The organism is Microcoleus sp. T3_A4, from assembly GCF_036700465.1.
Taxonomy (GTDB): Bacteria; Cyanobacteriota; Cyanobacteriia; order Cyanobacteriales; family Microcoleaceae; genus Microcoleus.
Genome location: NZ_JAUBOY010000025.1, coordinates 85,459 through 104,853 on the forward strand (window position 1 = coordinate 85,459; position 19,395 = coordinate 104,853).

Genomic DNA, 19,395 nt, shown 5'->3' on the forward strand with positions numbered 1-19,395 from the left:
GAAAAAGGAATTCAAACAACTGCATCGCTGAAAAATCATAAATCCCCCTTGAAAAAAAATATTCAAATTTCCCTATTTTAGGGAATTTCGCTCAGCATCCAGTATTTGTTTAGGGTAGCCATCACTTCCACAAAGTTAGAAAAAGTAACAGGTTTAAGAATATAGCCCGCTACATTCAAATTATAAGCTTTTACTTTATCTCTATCTTCATTAGAAGTTGTGAGGACGATTACCGGAATCGACCTCAAACATTCATCTAGTCGCAATTGTTGCAAAAACTCGATCCCGCTCATTCTCGGCATATTCAAGTCCAGCAAAATCAACCGGCGCGCTTTAGGCATGGGAGGATCTATTTTTCCTTCTCCACGTAATATGGCTAGAGCTTCTAATCCATTGGCAGCAATGTAGAGGGGGTTGACGATGTTATTTTTTTTGAAAGCTCGCCGGACGTTCATCACATCAACCTCATCATCTTCTACCAAGAGAATATGAATTTTTTTGTCTTGCATAAATCAGCCATTTTCTAGATGTTTTTTAAGCGCCCGTCTCGTTTGCGAGGTTTTGTCAGCACGGATCGCGAACCCAGCAGGTTTAATATCTATTGTCCTTTGTCAAGAATCATTTATGCCGGGGTCGATGACAGTATCTACCTGCAGGCGTACTTGCCCGTCATTCGATTTGAGATTTGAGATTTTGGATTGACCCGACGGATAAATGCGGGGGCTTGAGGATTTTAGATTTGAGATTTGGGATTGATTCCACGGATAAATCCGGGGGCTTGTACCATCAAGAAATTCTTGGTCAGAGCATGAGCGGTGCAGCGGAGATCCAAAAACTCGCCAATAACACCCGATCGAGCTACGGTAAAATCTAAAACTCATCTACATTATTATTAATCGCCATGTCAGCCGATCGCAAACTCTACGAAGGCAAAGCCAAAATCCTCTACTCCACCGAAGACAACGAAATTTTGCTGACCCACTTCAAAGACGACGCCACAGCCTTTAACGCCCAAAAACGCGGCAGCATCGTCGGCAAAGGCGAAATCAACTGCGCCGTATCCGCCCACCTGTTTCGGATGCTAGAAGCCAAAGGCATTCCCACCCACTTCATCGACACGCCGGCCCCCAACGAAATGCGAGTCTGTCGCGTCCAAATCTTGCCATTGGAAGTCGTAGTCAGAAACATTGCCGCCGGCAGTCTGTGCAAGCAAACCGGACTCGCTCTCGGCACAATAGTCCATCCGCCGCTGGTGGAGTTTTATTACAAAAACGACGATTTGGGAGACCCGCTGCTGACCCGCGACCGGCTGCTGCTAATGCAACTAGCCACCCCCGAACAAATAGACCAACTAGAAATCGCCGCCCGCGAAATTAACGAAATACTCAAAGAATTTTTCAGCCAGTGCGGCATCACCCTGGTAGACTTCAAACTAGAATTCGGTATCGACCAACATCAAAATCTGATCCTCGCCGACGAAATCAGTCCCGACACCTGCCGCCTCTGGGACAACGCAGAAGCCGACCCCGACGCCCGTGTTATGGACAAAGACCGATTCCGCCGCGACTTAGGATCGGTAGAAACCGCTTACCAGCAAGTTCTCCAACGCGTTCTCGCTCAGAAAGTCTAGAGGCCTTGGTAATGCGCTAGAATTGCACAGTTTGTCACCCTTCTGCTTTCGATGTCAGCAATCAGCGGTCAACAGTCATCAATTAGCGGTCAGCGCGAAATTCCACCGACTTATATAACTAATGACTAATGACTAATGACTAATGACTAATGTGGTGTGTGGATTGCCCAAAAAAGTGAACAAAAATGCGTTTATCTGCTGTATTGGTGGCAGTTTTTACTGCCTCAGCAACATTCGGGTTATCAAATTCTGCTTCCGGCCAAACATCCTACTCTGAATCAGCAGAGGAAGCTTTGGCTGCCGCCCGGCCCGCCCCGTCGATCGAATTACCCGATCGCCCCATTCCAGAATTAACCCAAAACCCTCCTCAAAACCGCAAAGCCGCTAAAACCGGCAAAGGGGAAGCCCTAAAAATAGCTCAGGCCCCTGCCAGAGGAGAACCCAACGACCAACCCCCAGATCGAGTCACAGAACCGCCTTCGCCGGTTTCACCTCTGATCGTTCAACTCAAACCCGAGCTAGCATCCAACCCCTCCCCCGCCTCTAGCAGCCAAAACGCCCTGCCAGACGCGCAACAGGACAGTTCGCTCCCCCCCGAGGCATCGGCTGTAACGCCCGCCTGGATCGCAGCAGAGCTAGGGAAACCAGAGGAACCAGGGACGATCGCTCAAAACGCCCAAGTTCCGACAATACCGGCCCCGACCAGGCCGCCCGCTAACACCGTTCCCCCATTGCCACCTAGCCCAGCACCGCAGCCGAGACAAACCCCCGCACCCGCCGGGGCGGCAGAACCGCAAGTGCTAGTTGCAGAAGTGACAGTCACCGGGGCGACGGACGACCTGGAAAGCGAAATTTACCGAGTCATCAGCACCCAACCGGGACGCACGACCAACCGCAGCCAACTGCAACAAGACATCAACGCCATTTTTGCCACAGGCTTTTTCAGAAACGTGCGGGCAGTACCGGAAGACACCCCGTTGGGCGTCCGGGTAACTTTTATTGTGCAGCCAAATCCGGTGCTGCGGGGAGTGACAATCACCGGTCAGCAAGTGCTGCCCCAAAGCGTAATTGACGACAGCTTCCGCGATCAATACGGCAAAATTCTCAACCTTCGCCGCTTTGAAGAGGGAGTGAAAAAAATTAATGCGTGGTATCAAGAGAACGGCTATGTTTTGGGCCAAATCACTGATGCCCCGCAAGTAGCAGACGACGGCACTGTCACCCTGGTAGTGGCAGAAGGCCAGATCGAATCCGTTGATGTCCGCTTCCTGAATAAGGAGGGAGAGGCAACAGATGCCACGGGTCAGCCGATCGGAGGCAACACCCGTCAGTTTGTCATCACCCGCGAAGTAGAACTCAAGCCCGGAGACATCTTTAACCGCACTAAGGCGGAAAGGGATTTGAGACGGGTGTTTGGTTTGGGAATTTTTGAAGACGTGCGACTTGCCTTGGAACCGGGAACGACTGACCCCCGCAAGGCAAGAGTAATTGTCAACGTCATTGAGAAAAATACCGGTTCTCTGGCGGCTGGTGCGGGTTTGAGTTCCGCGACGGGTTTATTCGGTACGCTGAGTTACCAGCAGCAAAACTTGAGAGGTAGGAACCAGAAATTGGGGGCTGAAGTACAAATCGGGGAACGCCAAACCCTGTTTGACCTGAGTTTTACCGACCCCTGGATTGCGGGCGATCCTTACCGGACTTCTTATACGATTAATGCGTTTAGAAGACGATCGATCAGCGTGATTTTTGACGGTGGCGAACGGGAAGTTAGATTGCCCAACGACGATCGACCCCGCGTCGTCCGCACCGGTGCCGGTATCAATTTCACCCGTCCCCTGGATCGGAATCCTTTTGCGGATTCTGAGTGGACAGCTTCAGTCGGCTTGCAGTACCAGCGAGTCTCAATTACCGATCGCAAAGGCAGGCGCGAGTCCGAGGACGAACTCGGCAACCTGTTGAGTTTTAGCGATTCGGGCTCGGATGACTTGACAACTTTGCAAGCAGGTGTTGTGCGCGATCGGCGCAACGACCCCCTCCGCCCCACTAGCGGTTCCCTGCTCCGGTTTGGGATGGAACAATCGATTCCTGTAGGTTCCGGCAGCATCCTCTTAAACCGCCTGCGGGCCAGCTACAGCTTGTACCTACCAGTCAAGTACACTAACTTTACCCCCGGCCCTCAAACCCTGGCATTCAGTTTTAGAGGCGGCACCGTATTCGGAGATTTGCCTCCCTACGAAGCCTTTGCCTTGGGGGGCGCCAACTCGGTGCGCGGATACGACGAAGGCGACATGGGAGCCGGCCGCAGTTTCCTAGAAGCCAGCGTTGAGTACCGTTTCCCGATTATTTCGTTTATCGGCGGAGCGCTATTTTTGGATGCTGGCACTGACTTGGGCACGGGCAAAGATGTGCCGGGCGACCCGGCCGGTATCCGCGAAAAGCCCGGTAGCGGTTACGGTTACGGCCTCGGCGTGCGGGTTCAGTCTCCTTTAGGGCCGATCCGCATCGATTACGGTATCAACGACACGGGCGACAATCAAATTCACTTTGGAATTGGTGAGCGATTCTAAGTTGACAGTTGACAGTTGGCAGTTGGCAGTTGGCAGTTGGCAGTTGGCAGTTGGCAGTTGACAGTTGACAGTTGGCAGTTGGCAGTTGACTACTAACTACTAACTACTGACTACTGACTACTAACTAATGCCCAATGCCCAATGCCCAATGCCCAATGCCCCATTCCCATAACTAATGACTATTCAACGTACCTTAAAATCTGAATTTGAACTGTCGGGAATCGGTTTGCACAGCGGCGAACAAACTCGCGTCCGAGTTTTGCCTGCGGAGGTTGAGGAAGGCCGCTATTTTGTCAGAATTGACTTGCCCGGTGCTCCGATAATTCCTGCAAAAATTGAGGCGGTTTGCCAGACTGCACTTTCAACAGAACTGGCAGGTATCGATGCTCACATTCGCACTGTAGAGCATCTATTAGCCGCTTTGGCGGGGATGGGAGCGGATAATGCTCGAATTGAGGTTGATGGGCCGGAAGTGCCTCTGCTGGACGGTTCGGCTCAGGTTTGGGTAGAGGCGATCGCCCATACTGGCTTAGTTCCTCAAGAATCGAAGCAAGACCCCACTTCCTCCTTTGTCGTTAGTGAGCCAATTTGGGTGCGCTACGGGGATGCTTTTGCAGCGGCTTTACCGTCAGCCGAAACTCGGTTTAGTTACGGAATTGATTTTGAGGAACAGGCGATCGGCAATCAATGGTACAGTTGGTCGCCAGAGGCAGAAAGTTTTGCTAGCGCGATCGCCCCAGCCCGCACTTTTGGACTTGCTCGCCAAGTTGACCAATTGCGACAAGCAGGTTTGATCAAAGGTGGTACCCTAGAGAACGCCCTAGTTTGCGATCAATCCGGCTGGCTCAACCCGCCTTTGAGATTTGCCAACGAACCAGTGCGCCATAAAATCCTAGACTTAGTAGGCGACCTCAGTCTGCTCGGAACTTGGCCAAAAGCTCACTACTTGGCTTACAAAGCCAGTCACAACCTGCACGTCCAACTCGCCCAAGCCCTGAAATCGGAAGCTCTAGCTACCCTAGATAAAAGTTAGGAAAAAACAAGGTGATATTCTGTTAAGATTGCATCTTCCTTCTGACTTCTGCCTTCTGCAATACCACACTCAAAATTCTTCAAGAAATGTCTACGCTGACTGAAGTTAACACCCTCCATACTGCTAATTCTGAATCCGTCTCCACCAAAAACGGTGAAGATTCTCCAGCGGTTAAATCTACTTTTACTCTCGAAGAAGTTCAGAAATTATTGCCTCATCGCTATCCTTTTGCACTGGTTGACAAGATTGTTGATTACGTGCCGTCCGAGAAGGCTGTAGGAATTAAAAATGTGACTTTCAACGAACCACATTTTCAAGGGCATTTCCCCGGACGGCCGATTATGCCTGGAGTATTAATTGTCGAAGCGATGGCTCAAGTTGGCGGTATTGTTCTGGCTCAGTTGCCCGACATCAAGCAAGGATTGTGGATGTTTACCGGAATTGATCAAGTCAAGTTCCGTCGTCAGGTTGTACCGGGCGATCAGTTGCTGATGACTGTAGAATTGCTGTGGGTAAAACGCCGCCGCTTCGCAAAAATGCAGGCTCTGGCTGAAGTAGACGGACAAAAAGTTTGTGAAGGGGAATTGACGTTTTCGATGGTAGATTAAATTGGGGAATTGGTAACTGGTAATTGGTAATTTATAACTAAGAACAGTCAACAGACAACAGCCAACAGTCAACAGACAACGGACAACAGCCAACTGACAACTGACAACTGAAAAATGCTTACTTTGATTCACCCAACTGCTGTGATTCATCCCCGCGCTGAACTTCACCCGACTGTAGAAGTGGGAGCTTATGCTGTAATTGGGGAAAGAGTGAAAATCGGGCCGGAGACTAAGATTGGCGCTCATGCAATTATCGACGGGCTAACAGAAATAGGCGCTCGCAATCAAATTTTCCCCGGTGCGGCGATTGGTTTGGAACCTCAAGATTTGAAATACGAGGGCTCTCTGACTAGGGTGAAAATTGGCGACAACAATCTCATTCGGGAATACGTGACAATTAACCGCGCTACTGGAGCCGGAGAAAGCACGACTATTGGCAATCATAATCTATTGATGGCTTATGTTCATGTGGGACACAATTGCGCGATCGCCGATCGAGTAATTATCGCCAATGCTGTAGCCTTAGCCGGACACGTTAAAATCGAGTCTCAAGCTCGCTTGAGCGGTGTTTTGGGGGTTCACCAGTTTGTCCACATCGGCCGCTTATCTATGGTGGGCGGCTTGAGCAGGATCGATCGAGACGTACCTCCTTATATGCTAGTCGAGGGGAATCCTTCGAGAGTGCGAGCAATCAACAAAATAGGCCTCGAACGCGCCGGTTTTACCCCAGAAGATTTGCTAGTTTTGAAGAAAACTTTTCGTATTCTATACCATTCTGGCTACACTCTCAATCAAGCTTTGGAACAGTTGGATTTGTTGCCAGAAAATGCCCACTTGCAGCACCTGCAGAGATTTATGCAGCAGTCTGTAACAAAAGGGCGGCGCGGTTTGATTCCTGGCAAAAAGTAAATGAGGTAGAATAAACCTATTGTTTGTAGTAAGGACTTTAGTCCTTATTAGCAGCTAAAATTCGCGTCAGAGAGGACTGAAGTCCTCACTACAAACCTATGATCAGTTAGCTGTAGGGTGTGTCAATTTCAAGCCTTAACCCAGCTAAAAAAGTTTTGCTCCGGGGCACCTTACTGATGATATCGAGGATTTTATGAAAATTTTTATCAGCACTGGTGAGGTTTCGGGCGATTTGCAAGGAGCTTTGTTAGTTGCAGCCTTAAAACGTTACGCTGTCGCCGCTGGTTTGGAGTTAGAAATAACCGGATTGGGCGGCCCTCGTATGGCGGAAGCAGGTGCTACTATTTTAGGCGATACTTTGGGCATTGGTTCTATGGGCCTTATAGAATCAGTGCCGTACATTTGGCCCACAATCAAAGTTCAGCAAAAAGCTAAACAATATCTCAAAAACTTCCGCCCCGATGCTGTTGTATTGATTGATTATTTGACTCCAAATCTCGGTATTGGCAGCTACATCCGCCGCTGTTTGCCTGATTTGCCGGTGGTTTGGTACATCGCACCTCAAGAATGGGTTTGGTCGATTTCTCCTCGCAATACTGATCTGATTGTCAATATTTGCGACCAACTTTTGGCAATTTTCCCAGAGGAAGCTCGTTATTATCAAAAAAAAGGATCTCAAGTGAGTTGGGTTGGTCATCCTTTGGTGGATAGAATGCAATCTGCGCCCAGCCGGGAAGTTGCCCGCAAAACTTTGGGAATTGTGCCGGAACAGGTGTCGATCGCCCTAATTCCCGCTTCCAGACACCAAGAGCTCAAGTACCTGATGCCGGTTATATTTGAGGCAGCTCAAATTATTCAAGCTAAATTGCCGGAAGTTCATTTTTGGATTCCGCTTGCTAACAAAGCTTTCCGCAGCAAAATTGAACAGGCGATTGAGAATTACGGTTTGCGGGCTACTTTGTTAGAAAATCAAACTCTGGAAATATTAGCCGCTGCCGATCTGGCGATCGCTAAATCTGGTACTGTTAATCTGGAGCTAGCTTTGCTCGACGTTCCGCAAGTTGTCGCCTACCGCGTCAGTCCGATTACGGCGATTATTGCTCGCCACGTCCTGAAATTTTCGATTCCTTTTATGTCTCCGCCCAATTTGGTGCAAATGAAGCCGATCGTCCCGGAGTTGCTGCAAGACGAGGCGACTGCGGAAAATATAGTGAATCACGCACTGGAATTGCTGCAAAATGCCGATCGACGCCAGCAAACTTTGGCAGGTTATCGGGAAATGCGCGAAAGTCTCGGAGATGTGGGCGTGTGCGATCGGGCCGCTGCGGAAATCATGAAAAATGTTAAATTAAATACAGCTTCTTAAAGCAATTTTGGTATTGAAAGGTTATGTAGAAACCCGGTTCCTTTGTGGCTGGCTCGTGGACAAACCCACGATTTATTACCAGAAACGCGGTTGATTTCCTTAATTTCTATTAAAGCAACTTTGTTATTGAAATGTTATGCCAAGCAATCGGAAAAAGCGACCGATCGCTGTTGATTTATTTGCAGGCGCGGGCGGCATGACCCTGGGCTTTGAACAAGCAGGGTTTGATGTACTTGCCTCAGTCGAAATCGACCCTATTCACTGCGCCACACACGAGTTTAATTTCCCGCTGTGTTCTATTCTTTGCAAAGATGTCACACAGCTTACGGGTTCAGAAATTCGGAAAAAATCGGCGATCGGGCGGCGCGAGATAGACGTAGTAATCAGCGGTTCGCCCTGTCAAGGATTCTCCATGATGGGCAAGCGCGATGTGGACGACCCGCGAAATTCTCTAATTTTTCACTTTCAGCGCTTAGTTTTGGAGCTAAAACCCAAGTTCTTTGTAATGGAAAATGTGCCAGGAATTGCATCAGGAGAACACAAAGAACTCCTGAATGTTTTAATTAGCTCTTTTCTGAAATGTGGCTATAAAGTAGAAGAAAAATATCAAGTTCTCAACGCTGTTAACTATGGAGTACCGCAAGCTCGCAAACGATTGTTTTTGATGGGGTGCAAAGAAGGTTATGAGCTACCCAAATACCCTCAGCAAACTACTATACTGCCGAAAATTAAAATTCCTAAACGCTATAAAAAAATTAATTTGCCTGCTGTCCCGACAGTTTGGGATGCGATTGGAGATTTGCCGGAAGTGGAAAAGTACAGCGAGTTGCTGCATCGAGATTGGGTGATGGCGGAGTACGGAAAGTGCAGCACTTATGGGAGTATAATGCGCGGAATTGATGCTTTGGATGATGATTATTCCTACGATCGCGAGTACGATCGACAAATCCTCTCTGGTAGTTTGCGAACTAAACATTCTCAGGAATGTATAGAAAGGTTTCAGGCGGCCAAACACGGCGAAAAAGAGCCGATCAGCCGTTTTTACAAGCTTCACCCTGACGGAGTTTGCAACACACTCAGGGCCGGAACCGACAGGGCGAGGGGGGCTTATACTTCGCCGAGACCGATTCACCCGATCGCCCCTCGGTGCATTACAGTCAGAGAAGCTGCGCGACTGCATTCCTATCCTGACTGGTTTAGATTTCATGTCACAAAATGGCACGGTTTTCGCCAAGTCGGAAATTCTGTACCACCGCTACTGGCGAAAGCTGTCGCAGCGCAAATTATTAGCGCTTTAGGGGTGACAGCCTTTAAGCCCAGTCTCAAACTGACATGGGGAGATGATTCGTTGCTTAAACTCAATTGGTCGGAAGCAGAACAATATTATCTAAAAAGTTAAGAATTAGATTGACAGCGTATATCCAGGGCTACCCCCAATTAAGCGCGGGTTTAGCGTCCCCTGTATCAGTGATCACACTTCGATTACCCGCACGAGATGTCCCCGGTAGTTAAACAAACCGGGAATGTATTCCGGCGCGCTGTGCAGTTTTTTCAAGGTAAAAGTGGGAACTATTTCGACTACTGGTCTGCAATCCAAGGCGTAGCGTCCTATACATAAAATAGCAAAATCAACATCTGGATATCAGAGGAGATTTGAGATTGTGAAAGTCTGCCGGAAAACATTGTGAGAAATTTCACTGAGTTTTGCAACAATTACAAGTCTTTTGGACTTCTAGAGCTATTGTGTAAAAAGTGTATTTTCAGGAGACTCAACTACTATGGGTTGGTTTAAAAGACTGTTCGGACTCGAAAAGCCTGCACCCCAGGCTGAACCGATGGCACAAGTAGTACAGCAAGCAGCACAAGCGCAATCCATCGCTCCTGCTAAAGTCGGCCCAGACGGAAATTTTGACGAAAGTGGCTTAGCGAAGCGGGTTGCTTTAGCTTTTGACGCCGATGCAGAAGTTGCTGATATCGAGACTGTTTATGTAGCTCAGCTCAGCAGCACGGTTGTTCTCAAAGGTCAAGTTCCTAGTCAGGAAATTCTCGACAAGTTGGTGGCGATCGCCTCTGCTGAAGAAGGTGCCACAAACGTGCAAACCGATCAGGTGACAGTCGGCTAGTTCTTGGGAACCGAAGCAGTCTCGCTCCGGGTGCTGCTCAAATTAGCCAAAAACTCGATTAAACCCGCTGCGGCGGGTTTTTTGTTGCCGTCACCCCCCTCAAAATATTAATTATTGTAAATAAAATTGATTTATCTCAAAAAACAGTATAATTGAATACAGAAACTAAAAAAGTTTTAGCAAAGAAAACCAACCCTGACCTGACTGCCCTTTTTATCTCCATAAATATAAGGATCAAAAAATATGAAACTGACTTATCGCGGTTCAAACTACGAGTACGACATTCCGACAGTTGATATGATCGAAGGCGAAGTCGCGGGCAAATATCGGGGCCAAAACTGGAACTATCGGTATCCGAGACACATTCCCAACCCCAAAAAATACGGTGGCACAAACAATACCAAAAAGCGAGATGCTCAAGCTGGCGATCGGGATGTCGCAGCAGCTCGCGCCTCAGCGAGGGGGGAATATTACCCAACAGTTGTGGAAGTGGCGCAAGTGCACCAAGCGAATATTTGCAATATTCTCGATCGTAGAAAGGAAGCAGCCAAAGCCAAGGGCGATGAAACACTGCTGCGCTTGCTAGAAATTGAGTCGAGACACATGGTGTGTTAGAGAAAAAGCTTCCGAAAACAAAGCGTTTGTCAAGAGGGGGAAATCAACAGCGGCTTGATTTCCCCCCTCTTCCCATAAAGCAATTTTCAGGTAAGTGAAGTACAAATAAACCAGTTTCTGTCACCCCTTCACGCAAACCACCTGCTTCAGCGTCGCCACAACTTCCACCAAATCCGACTGCTGACTCATCACCTCATCAATCGGCTTATAAGCCCCCGGAATTTCATCTAAAAATTGCTCATCTTTCCGGCACTCAACCCCCTCAGTCTGCCGCACCAAATCATCGAGAGTGAATACATTTTTAGCTTGAGTGCGAGACATCAACCGCCCCGCACCGTGACTGCAACTACAGTAGCTTTCAGCATTTCCCTTCCCTTTAACAATGAAAGATTTCGCCCCCATCGAACCAGGAATAATCCCGTAATCCTCAACATCTGCGCGCACAGCACCCTTGCGAGTCACATACACATCTTCGCCAAAATGCACCTCTTTTTCCGCGTAATTGTGGTGGCAATTCACCTCTAATAACGGCTTAACAGATTTGCCTCCCGCGACGTGCTTTTCCACAATTCGCTTAAACCGATTCATCATTACATCGCGATTAAAACGAGCATAATCTTGCGCCCACTGCAAATCGTGCCAGTAAGCGGCAAACTCCCGCGTACCCGCTACAAAATAAGCCAAATCTTTGTCAGCCAGATTAATTTCTGCCAGTTTCGCTAAATCTTTAGCAGTCTCGATGTGCTGCTGTGCGAGCAAATTTCCAATGCCGCGAGAACCGGAATGCAGCATCAGCCAAACAAAGTTTTCTGTATCAACGCAAACCTCAATAAAATGATTGCCGCCGCCGAGGGAACCCATTTGTTTTAAGGCTTTATTATTTTGGTGCTGGACGCCTTGATGAAGTTGCTTAAACTCACCCCATCCCTGCCAGTTGGTGACAGTTTTTTCTACTTCCTTGTTTTCCGCAAATCCCACGGGAATTGCGGCTTCGATATCGAGGCGAATTTGTTTGAGTTTGCCTTCTAATTTGTTAGCGGTGAAAGGCATTTTAATAGCAGCCATCCCGCAACCAATATCAACTCCGACAGCAGCCGGAATAATTGCTTCTTTTGTGGCAATTACGGAACCGACTAAAGCACCTTTTCCTAAATGTACATCGGGCATTAGTGCGACGTGTTTGAATACAAATGGCAAAGATGCTACGTTTGCGGTCATCTTGGTTTCTTTTTCGCCTAGGGCGTGATTTGCCCAAGATAGCACGGGTTTTGGGGTTGATATGTCTAATTTTTCGTAGGGCATTTTTGTTTAAGTTGGTTTTGCCAGTTTGTTATGTAGTATTATTGTAACATAGCAACGGATGTCAAAAACACTAATTCTTGTAGGGTGTGTCAGTCGGGAATTTCTTTTGGGAGTCATAAAATGTTTACTGACGCACCTTACCCACTAATGCTTGCCGCGTCAACTTCACATCAAATGCAGTAGCGGTATTGTTTGTAAGTCGGACAGTCCGACAGGGAATGAATTCCCTGTCTCATAGCGAAAGTCCTCTGAAAGAGGACTAAAATCGATCGCACTTCCCGTCAAAATCTACAGTCGGTTAAAACCGACTTGAGCTTTGAGGCAGGGGTTTAAACCCCTGCCGGATTGCGGGCCAGTGCGTAAAAAGCTGACGCTACATTTTACAAATTCGCATTCTTTCTCCCCGCCTTCTGCACAGGAATAGCAACTGTCTGCGGTTTCTTCTTCGCTGCAAACATCCCAAAGAAGTCGTGCAGCAAAATATAGAAACACGGAATAATAAACAGCGTCAGCAGCGTCGCCAGCGACAAACCGGAAAACACCACCACACCCAGCGGTTGCAAGAATTCCGAACCGTCTCCAATGCCCAAAGCTAGGGGAAATAAACCCAAAACTGTGGTAATAGTTGTCATCAAAATCGGACGCAAGCGCTGAGGTGCCGCCCTGAGAATTGCTGGGGCGCGATCGACCTTTTCGTCTTCATGAATTTGGTTCGCCAACTCCACCATAATAATCGCATTATTTACCACAATTCCCACCAGCAAAATCGCCCCCACAATCACCGTTGCACCGATCGCAGTTTTAGTCGCATACAGCCCGAAAATCCCCCCAGCCAAAGCCAGCGGCACCGTTAACATAATCACCAGCGGATCGACAAGCGAATTGTACTGCACCGCCATCACCACAAATACCAAAAACGCCGCCAAAGATCCCAAAACAATCAGCGAACTTTGCAATTCCCGGTTAGTTTCCGCCGCCGAACTCGGTATCACTCGCACTCCTGGTGGCAATTTGATTTCCGACAAAACTGCATCCACTTGTTTCAAAGCATCGCCCAAACTCGCGCCCTTATTAATATTCCCCGCAATCATGAAAACTTGGCGCTGGTTAAGCCTTTGAATTTCCCCAGGCGCTTTTCCCAGTTCAATATTCGCCACATCGCTTAAGCGGATAATGCTGTTATCCCTAGCAGTTAAAGGGATAAACTTTAGTGCAGAAATCGATTGAACAGCAGCGCGATCGAACTGTACCCGCACATCAACCAAACGGTTTCCCCGCTGCAATTGCGTAGGAACAGAACCTTGAATTGCTGTCTGAATCGCCTCTCCAATTTGCCTCGCATTCAACCCGTAGATTTCCGCTTGTTCCCAGTTGGGGCGAATCTGCACTTCCGTCTGCTGCGGGTCTCCATCCGGGCGAAAAGTAGCTAAAGTTACCTTCTGATCCAAAGTTGCCAATATCTCGCGGCCAGTTTGCTGCAATATTTGTTCGTTTTCGCCCTGAAGCAGGACATCAACTTCCGCGCCGCGCACTGGCGAATTAGTTAAAACCAAACCCCGCACATTTTCTGGATTCAGGCGCAAACGAGTATTTTTGGGCAAATCAATTTTTTTATTCAATTCTTTCGTAACTCGCTGCACAAAATCCAATGTATTGGTGCCAGGTTTCAGCGTAATGTTGCAGCCGCCTCGCAGCACATTCTCCACCGTGTTGTTGCCGAACAACAGCCCGCCCACCGTCGTCAAAGTGTATTGAGTTTCTGGTTGGCTGAGGATAATTTTATCCGCTTCTGCCATGATTCTTTGGTTGGTTGCCAAATTTGTGCCGGCAGGAAACAAAGCAAACAATCTCGCTTGACCGGTATTAATTCTGGGCAATATTTCCTGGGGGATTTGACCAGCCATCAGCCAACTGCCACCGCCCAATCCAATAATCGCTACTGCAATGATAATCAACCGCCACCGCACTATTCCCGATAAAAATTTACCGTAACCGGCGGTAGCATTGGTAAAAGCTCGATCGAATGCGCGCAGCGGCCAAAAGTTGCTCAAACCGCTGGATACCCGCAGCGCTAGCAGTCGAGAAGCCATCATCGGTACAACTGTCAATCCGACAATCAGAGAGGCGGCCACGGAAAAGCTGATGGTGAGAATTAATTCGTTGAAAAGTAAGGAAACTAAGCCGCCTATTAGCAAAAATGGCAGTACAGCAACTAAGTTAGTGATGGTGGAAGCAAATAAAGCTGATTCTAATTCTTGGCTGCTTTTTTCTGCTTGCTGCATCAACTGCTTGTTACTTAAGCGCTGCTTACCATTGGCACTGTTTTTATTGCTGGTTCCTTCAACAATATTCTCCAGCATGACGATCGAGTTATCGACCACAATTCCCACACCCAGCGCCAAACCGCCCAAACTGAAAACGTTCAGAGATAGGCCAAAAACTCCCATCAGGATTATCGCCATTAAAGTTGCGAGGGGAATGGCCAGGACAATAATCAAAGTTTGGCGAAGGGAAGCGAGGAACAGCAATACAGAAGCCCCGGCTAAAACAGCCCCGGTTAAACCAGAAAATAGGACATTGCTAATAGAATCGCGGATGAACTTAGACTCGTCGAAGGTATTGACGATAGTCGTGCCTTCGGGAATGACCCCGGATTCTTTTAATTCTTCTAGCCGCTTTTTGATGCCGTCTACAACTGAGATTGTATTCGCGTCCGGCTGCTTTTGAATGCTAATTTTTACGGCTGCTTTCTGATTGAGAAATACTTTAACTCGCTCTTCTTCAGTACCGTCAATTACCTGAGCAAAATCGCGCAAAAACACTCGTTTTGGCGGATTAGAACCCGATGCTTGAAAAGAAATTGCCTGAATTTCTTTGGCATTCTTAAATCGCCCGACGGTACGGGTTAAAGGTTCCGCTGCTTCTTGCCGCAGTCGCCCGCCGGAAGTGTCGAGGTTGCGGGATTCGAGGGCTGATAAAACGTCGGAAATACTGACACCTAAAGATTGCAAGCGATTTAAGTCAATATTTACTTGAATTTCTTCTTGCACGCCGCCGGCAACGTCAACTGCTGCTATTCCTGGAATTACGTTTAATTCTCTGGATAATTCTTCGTCGGCAAATACGCGCAAATCCACTCCTTGCAGGGAGTTGGAAGTGAGGGCAAATTCGTAAATCGGCTGCTGGGAAGGGTCAACTTTGAAGAGAGTGGGCGATTCCACTGTGTCGGGAAGTCGGTTGCGGATGCGGTTGACAGCAGCGGTGGCGTCGTTGAGGGCCTGGTCGATGTTGCCCCCGGGTTTGAAGAATAAATCGACGCTGACTTGTCCTTCGCGAGTGCGGGAGAAAACTTGGATGACGCCTTCAGTGGCGGAAAGTCCTTGTTCGAGGGGGCGGGTAACTTCGTCTATTGCTACTTCTGGGGAGACTCCGGGGGCGTTTAAGCGCACGCCGATGCGGGGATAGGTGATGGATGGTAGCAAGTCAACGGGCAGTTGGGTAATGTAGAAAAAGCCCACGATTATAATAGCAAGTGTCAGCATGAGGGTGCCAATATGGCGACGGATGGCGATCGCGCTAATGCTGAATCCGGGTTTGTCGGGGGTCATTTGATTTTAGATTTTAGATTTTTGAATTGAAAAGTTTACCCAGTCAGCCAGCCTGCAAAGGAATGAATCGCGGGGGTGGCGACCAAATTGTTTTCGCTCAGGCTTTATTTTGTATAGGCAGTGAGAGAATATTTACGCTCTGCACCTGACAAGTAGTATAATAAATTTTAATAAATTGTCAAAAATGTTTTTTTGAATATTCCTTTAGAGGTAGTCGGTCGCCCAAAATGCAGATTGGCAGAAATTGCGAGGGGATTTTGAATCTCTGTAAGTTATCGCCATCAGGAACAGGCATCTTGCCTGTTCCACAACAAATAAACTTTCTTGTGGAACAGGCAAGATGCCTGTTCCTAAAGTCTTCTTCCCTTTTCTCTCTTGCTTCTTGCTTCTTGCTTCTTGCTTCTTCCTTCTTCCTTCTTTTACTGTACTTGAGAGCCGTGGACGCGGGGGTCGGAGCTACTTGTTTTCACAGGCCCTGTGGGGGGAGTAAAATTAGAAACTTGACCGCCAGCTTGGGCGTGTGGCAGAGGTTTTCCTGCAATTAAAGCTTCTAAGTTAGCTTCCATAATACTGCGCGGCATTTCGCCCATCGTTTCAGCAACGGCGCTGCCTTTATCGTTCAAGTAGACAAAGTGCGGAATGCCGTCTACTCGATATTTGGTGATTTCTGGCAGCCATTTGTCATTGTCTACATTCAGCATTACAAAATTTAGCGGTTCGGCGTATTTCTGTTTAATTTCGCTCAAATCGTTAGCCATTGCCTGACAGCTACCGCACCAATTGGCATAAAATTCCATGAGTGTCGGTTTCCCATTTACCAAAGCTGTTTCTAATGGCGTTGAAGCTTTTGCCATGTCGGTGAGACTGCTTGACGGCGTTTGGGTTTGCAGCCCGAAGAAGATGGATATTGAAAGAGCGATCGCTGTTAACACGATCAATAAGTTTCTGAGGCGCGTGGCGACTTTTGTTTCGGGATTTTTGGCTGCGGGGACGACTGTTGACTTGGGGGAATTCTGGGTCATAAAATAAATTGCGCGTTGATTTCTATGTTTTTATTTTAAATAATAGATTCAGATTATAGCACATTTTGAGATAATCAGACCCATTTCATAAAAATTTGTGCTAAAGGCAGTAATTAGATTAAGTGCGCTAAAACATAAGATAACAAAGATTGTTTTTAAATTACCGAGGACTTGCAGGGTGAAAAAACGGGTAACACTGACGTTTCCCCAACGATCGATCCAAATGCCTGTCACCTATCGACTGGCAAAGGATTTTAATGTTGCAGCCAACATTATCCGTGCTCAGGTAGCTCCGAATCAAGTGGGCAAACTGGTGCTAGAGTTATCAGGGGATATCGACCAACTAGAAGCGGCGATCGACTGGATGCGATCGCAAAATATCGGCGTTTCCCTAGCCAGTCGGGAAATACTCATAGACGAAGATATCTGCGTTCACTGCGGTTTGTGTACGGGAGTTTGCCCGACGGAAGCCTTGACCCTTGACCCAGAAAGCTTTAAACTAAGTTTTGCTCGATCGCGGTGTATCGTTTGCGAGCAGTGCATCCCTACTTGTCCGGTGCAAGCTATTTCTACTAACCTCTAGAAACTGTACACACTCATCGGAAGCATCATCTTTTTTCCCTGGTTCTCCTAATTGTGCCATTGGATGAAAAAAAACTCTTGGGTTTCCCTAACTCTACTTTTTGTTACTTATTTCACTTTTGGCTGGAAATTATCAGAGTTTGATGTTCCCCCGCACCTGACTTGGTTTCTAGCCATAGCTTCAATTCTAGTGTTGGCGGCCGCCTTGTCGTTCCCGCTGAGAGACATAAAAGCATTAATCATGCGGTGGTTTTCGAGTGATATCGGTGCTTTTCTTTCTATTATTGTAGGAGCTTTTGTGGCAGTGGTAGTTTTTGCTTGGCTGCACCTTTTTGCTACTTGTTTACTCTTGATTTCAGCCGGAGCTTTGGCAAGACTCGATATTCAAATATCTGGTTGGAAGAATTGGCGGGCTTTTGCGGTATTAGCTACCATTTCTTTAACAGGTGTGGCGCTGGGGGGAGCGAGCGAGTTTTGGTTAAAAACAGGCAGGCTCGTATTCTCTTAATGAGGAACGGGAAATTCAACCAACCAAATTCTATAACTCGTAACGCAGATTTAGCCCAAAACTATCAGAGCGCCCATCAATAAATACAGCTTATTTTTTTTTAATCCCCCTCCCGGATTAATTCCCCTTCCGCGCCGTAATCATAGCAGTTTTCAAGCCTGGTGAGGTACAGCTTGTCAATGGCTGATTCCCCGTTGGTTGTTACCAATGCCCCATTCCCAACTACCCATTCCCCATTACCAATTACCAATTAACGACGAACCTGGAGGGGAACTGAAAACCGCTATGGGAGTATTGAGGTTTAGCCACTGTTGCTCAAAATGTTATGCCCAAGAGTCCGCAAGTCGGGCAGGCAAAAACTCGATTGCAATAAAAAAGCAGCTTTAGGGAGCTGCTAGTCAGAATGCATGAGGTATTGTTTTTAGAATAGGACAGGTTGAATTCGATCGGTGCTGGGTTACATTTTTTGATACGGGAGAGTTGATGAGTGAATGGACGATCGTAAAATCGTCACATAGCAGGGTATCATTGATGCTAAATTTCCCGACAATCAAGTTAGCGTTTAACTGTCCTTGCGCCCTACAGCCCTTCAGCGGTGGGGCCATTTTATTTTTAGGGATAACTCAATAGCCGGCTTTAACGAATCAGATGATTCTGGCATTAGTTCTTGTATAAAATCTCCACATCGCCACATCCTCATACCTATAAAACTTACGCATTACATCCACTCAAACCCGGTGGATTTCAAAATATGGGGTAGTTAAACGGACACACTCAGACAAAAATCAGTATTTTTACCGAAGTCATACAATTTTAGATTTTAGATTTTAGATTTTAGATTTGGGGAATAACTGATGAAGCTGGTGGTTTGGAGCTTGCTTAGGGTTGCATTATTTTTGGGAACTAATATCAAAAGTCTTCAAAAACCTATTATTTTCCCACAAACCCGGTTTCTGAATGTATCAATTGAGATCAGGCCCGGTTTCTGATTTGATAACTTTTTGGATTTCCTCCATCGCCCTAGTCGCGACGGCTTCAGGCCTTTCCCCCACACCAGCATAGACTCGGACATCTGCTTGAGTGTAGAAACGCTCTCGCTCTTTCAAAAGGCTTTGCAGCTTAGATTTGATCTCGCCCTCCTGCAGTAGGGGTCGAGCGGTGTCTGAACGCAGTCGATCGTACAATTGATCTACAGGCACATCCAGCCAAACTACTACACCGTAGTGCAAGTAACCCCAATTCATCGATCGCGTCACAATGCCACCGCCCGTAGCCACGACCGAATTTTGATACGCAGACAATTCGCCGAGCACTTTAGTTTCTAGTTCCCGAAAAGCCTCTTCCCCTTCTCGATCAAAAATCTCAGCAATTGACTGATTAGCAACTCGAACAATTAGTTCATCAGTATCAAAAAAACGGTATTTTAATTTTTTTGCCAAAATCCGCCCTACCGTTGTTTTCCCCGCACCCATCATCCCCACAAGATAGATATTTACTCCCCTCAACCCATCCACTGCCAAAT

Annotated in this window: 17 protein-coding genes; 11 read left to right on the plus strand and 6 right to left on the minus strand. The window is 47.5% G+C overall.

Going from position 1 to position 19,395, the window contains the following annotated elements:
• Positions 1 to 77 precede the first annotated feature (77 nt).
• Complete coding sequence (locus QUA07_RS15710; RefSeq protein WP_333326615.1) at positions 78 to 509, minus strand: response regulator; 432 nt, start codon at positions 507 to 509, stop codon at positions 78 to 80.
• 392 nt (positions 510 to 901) lie between these two features.
• On the opposite strand from QUA07_RS15710, the gene purC reads away from it, so the two are divergent.
• From purC to QUA07_RS15745, 7 genes are all read left to right on the plus strand, one after another.
• A complete protein-coding gene (gene purC, locus QUA07_RS15715; RefSeq protein WP_333326617.1) occupies positions 902 to 1,630 on the plus strand; it encodes a phosphoribosylaminoimidazolesuccinocarboxamide synthase in 729 nt (242 codons plus the stop codon).
• A 185-nt stretch (positions 1,631 to 1,815) separates the two neighbouring features.
• On the plus strand, positions 1,816 to 4,197 hold the full coding sequence (locus QUA07_RS15720; RefSeq protein WP_333326619.1) for a BamA/TamA family outer membrane protein: 2,382 nt from the start codon (positions 1,816 to 1,818) through the stop codon (positions 4,195 to 4,197).
• Between the two features lie 175 nt (positions 4,198 to 4,372).
• A complete protein-coding gene (gene lpxC, locus QUA07_RS15725) occupies positions 4,373 to 5,230 on the plus strand; it encodes a UDP-3-O-acyl-N-acetylglucosamine deacetylase (protein ID WP_333326621.1) in 858 nt (285 codons plus the stop codon).
• A gap of 86 nt (positions 5,231 to 5,316) precedes the next feature.
• Positions 5,317 to 5,838 (plus strand): 3-hydroxyacyl-ACP dehydratase FabZ, encoded by a 522-nt coding sequence (gene fabZ / locus QUA07_RS15730; RefSeq protein ID WP_333326623.1) that lies wholly within the window; start codon positions 5,317 to 5,319, stop codon positions 5,836 to 5,838.
• Positions 5,839 to 5,952: 114 nt separating this feature from the next.
• Positions 5,953 to 6,747, plus strand: coding sequence for an acyl-ACP--UDP-N-acetylglucosamine O-acyltransferase (gene lpxA / locus QUA07_RS15735; protein ID WP_333326625.1), 795 nt, complete (start codon positions 5,953 to 5,955; stop codon positions 6,745 to 6,747).
• A 193-nt stretch (positions 6,748 to 6,940) separates the two neighbouring features.
• Positions 6,941 to 8,113: a lipid-A-disaccharide synthase gene (gene lpxB / locus QUA07_RS15740; RefSeq protein WP_333326627.1), complete on the plus strand. Its 1,173-nt coding sequence runs from the start codon at positions 6,941 to 6,943 to the stop codon at positions 8,111 to 8,113.
• A 136-nt stretch (positions 8,114 to 8,249) separates the two neighbouring features.
• Positions 8,250 to 9,512: a DNA cytosine methyltransferase gene (locus QUA07_RS15745; protein ID WP_333326628.1), complete on the plus strand. Its 1,263-nt coding sequence runs from the start codon at positions 8,250 to 8,252 to the stop codon at positions 9,510 to 9,512.
• A 72-nt stretch (positions 9,513 to 9,584) separates the two neighbouring features.
• On the opposite strand, the gene QUA07_RS15750 is transcribed toward QUA07_RS15745, so the two are convergent.
• Positions 9,585 to 9,710, minus strand: coding sequence for a hypothetical protein (locus QUA07_RS15750; RefSeq protein ID WP_333086225.1), 126 nt, complete (start codon positions 9,708 to 9,710; stop codon positions 9,585 to 9,587).
• Positions 9,711 to 9,891: 181 nt separating this feature from the next.
• Between QUA07_RS15750 and QUA07_RS15755 the strand changes: the two genes are divergently transcribed.
• Both QUA07_RS15755 and QUA07_RS15760 read left to right on the plus strand, forming a co-directional pair.
• Positions 9,892 to 10,236, plus strand: coding sequence for a BON domain-containing protein (locus QUA07_RS15755; protein WP_333082559.1), 345 nt, complete (start codon positions 9,892 to 9,894; stop codon positions 10,234 to 10,236).
• A gap of 243 nt (positions 10,237 to 10,479) precedes the next feature.
• Entirely contained in the window at positions 10,480 to 10,851 is a 372-nt protein-coding gene (locus tag QUA07_RS15760; RefSeq protein ID WP_333082558.1) for a DUF4278 domain-containing protein, read from the plus strand.
• A gap of 120 nt (positions 10,852 to 10,971) precedes the next feature.
• On the opposite strand, the gene QUA07_RS15765 is transcribed toward QUA07_RS15760, so the two are convergent.
• From QUA07_RS15765 to QUA07_RS15775, 3 genes are all read right to left on the minus strand, one after another.
• Positions 10,972 to 12,153 carry an RtcB family protein gene (locus QUA07_RS15765; RefSeq protein WP_333326631.1) on the minus strand — a complete coding sequence of 394 codons (1,182 nt, stop codon included), beginning with the start codon at positions 12,151 to 12,153 and terminating at the stop codon, positions 10,972 to 10,974.
• Positions 12,154 to 12,533: 380 nt separating this feature from the next.
• Positions 12,534 to 15,761, minus strand: coding sequence for an efflux RND transporter permease subunit (locus tag QUA07_RS15770; protein WP_333326633.1), 3,228 nt, complete (start codon positions 15,759 to 15,761; stop codon positions 12,534 to 12,536).
• Between the two features lie 419 nt (positions 15,762 to 16,180).
• Complete coding sequence (locus tag QUA07_RS15775; RefSeq protein WP_333326635.1) at positions 16,181 to 16,783, minus strand: thioredoxin family protein; 603 nt, start codon at positions 16,781 to 16,783, stop codon at positions 16,181 to 16,183.
• A 178-nt stretch (positions 16,784 to 16,961) separates the two neighbouring features.
• On the opposite strand from QUA07_RS15775, the gene QUA07_RS15780 reads away from it, so the two are divergent.
• Positions 16,962 to 17,366, plus strand: coding sequence for an NIL domain-containing protein (locus QUA07_RS15780; protein WP_006635751.1), 405 nt, complete (start codon positions 16,962 to 16,964; stop codon positions 17,364 to 17,366).
• Between the two features lie 63 nt (positions 17,367 to 17,429).
• Positions 17,430 to 17,873, plus strand: coding sequence for a hypothetical protein (locus tag QUA07_RS15785; protein WP_333326636.1), 444 nt, complete (start codon positions 17,430 to 17,432; stop codon positions 17,871 to 17,873).
• Positions 17,874 to 18,835: 962 nt separating this feature from the next.
• On the opposite strand, the gene QUA07_RS15790 is transcribed toward QUA07_RS15785, so the two are convergent.
• The gene (locus QUA07_RS15790) at positions 18,836 to 19,387 is read right to left on the minus strand and encodes a shikimate kinase (RefSeq protein WP_333326638.1); all 552 of its coding nucleotides are present in this window, start codon (positions 19,385 to 19,387) and stop codon (positions 18,836 to 18,838) included.
• Between the last annotated feature and the right edge of the window lie 8 nt (positions 19,388 to 19,395).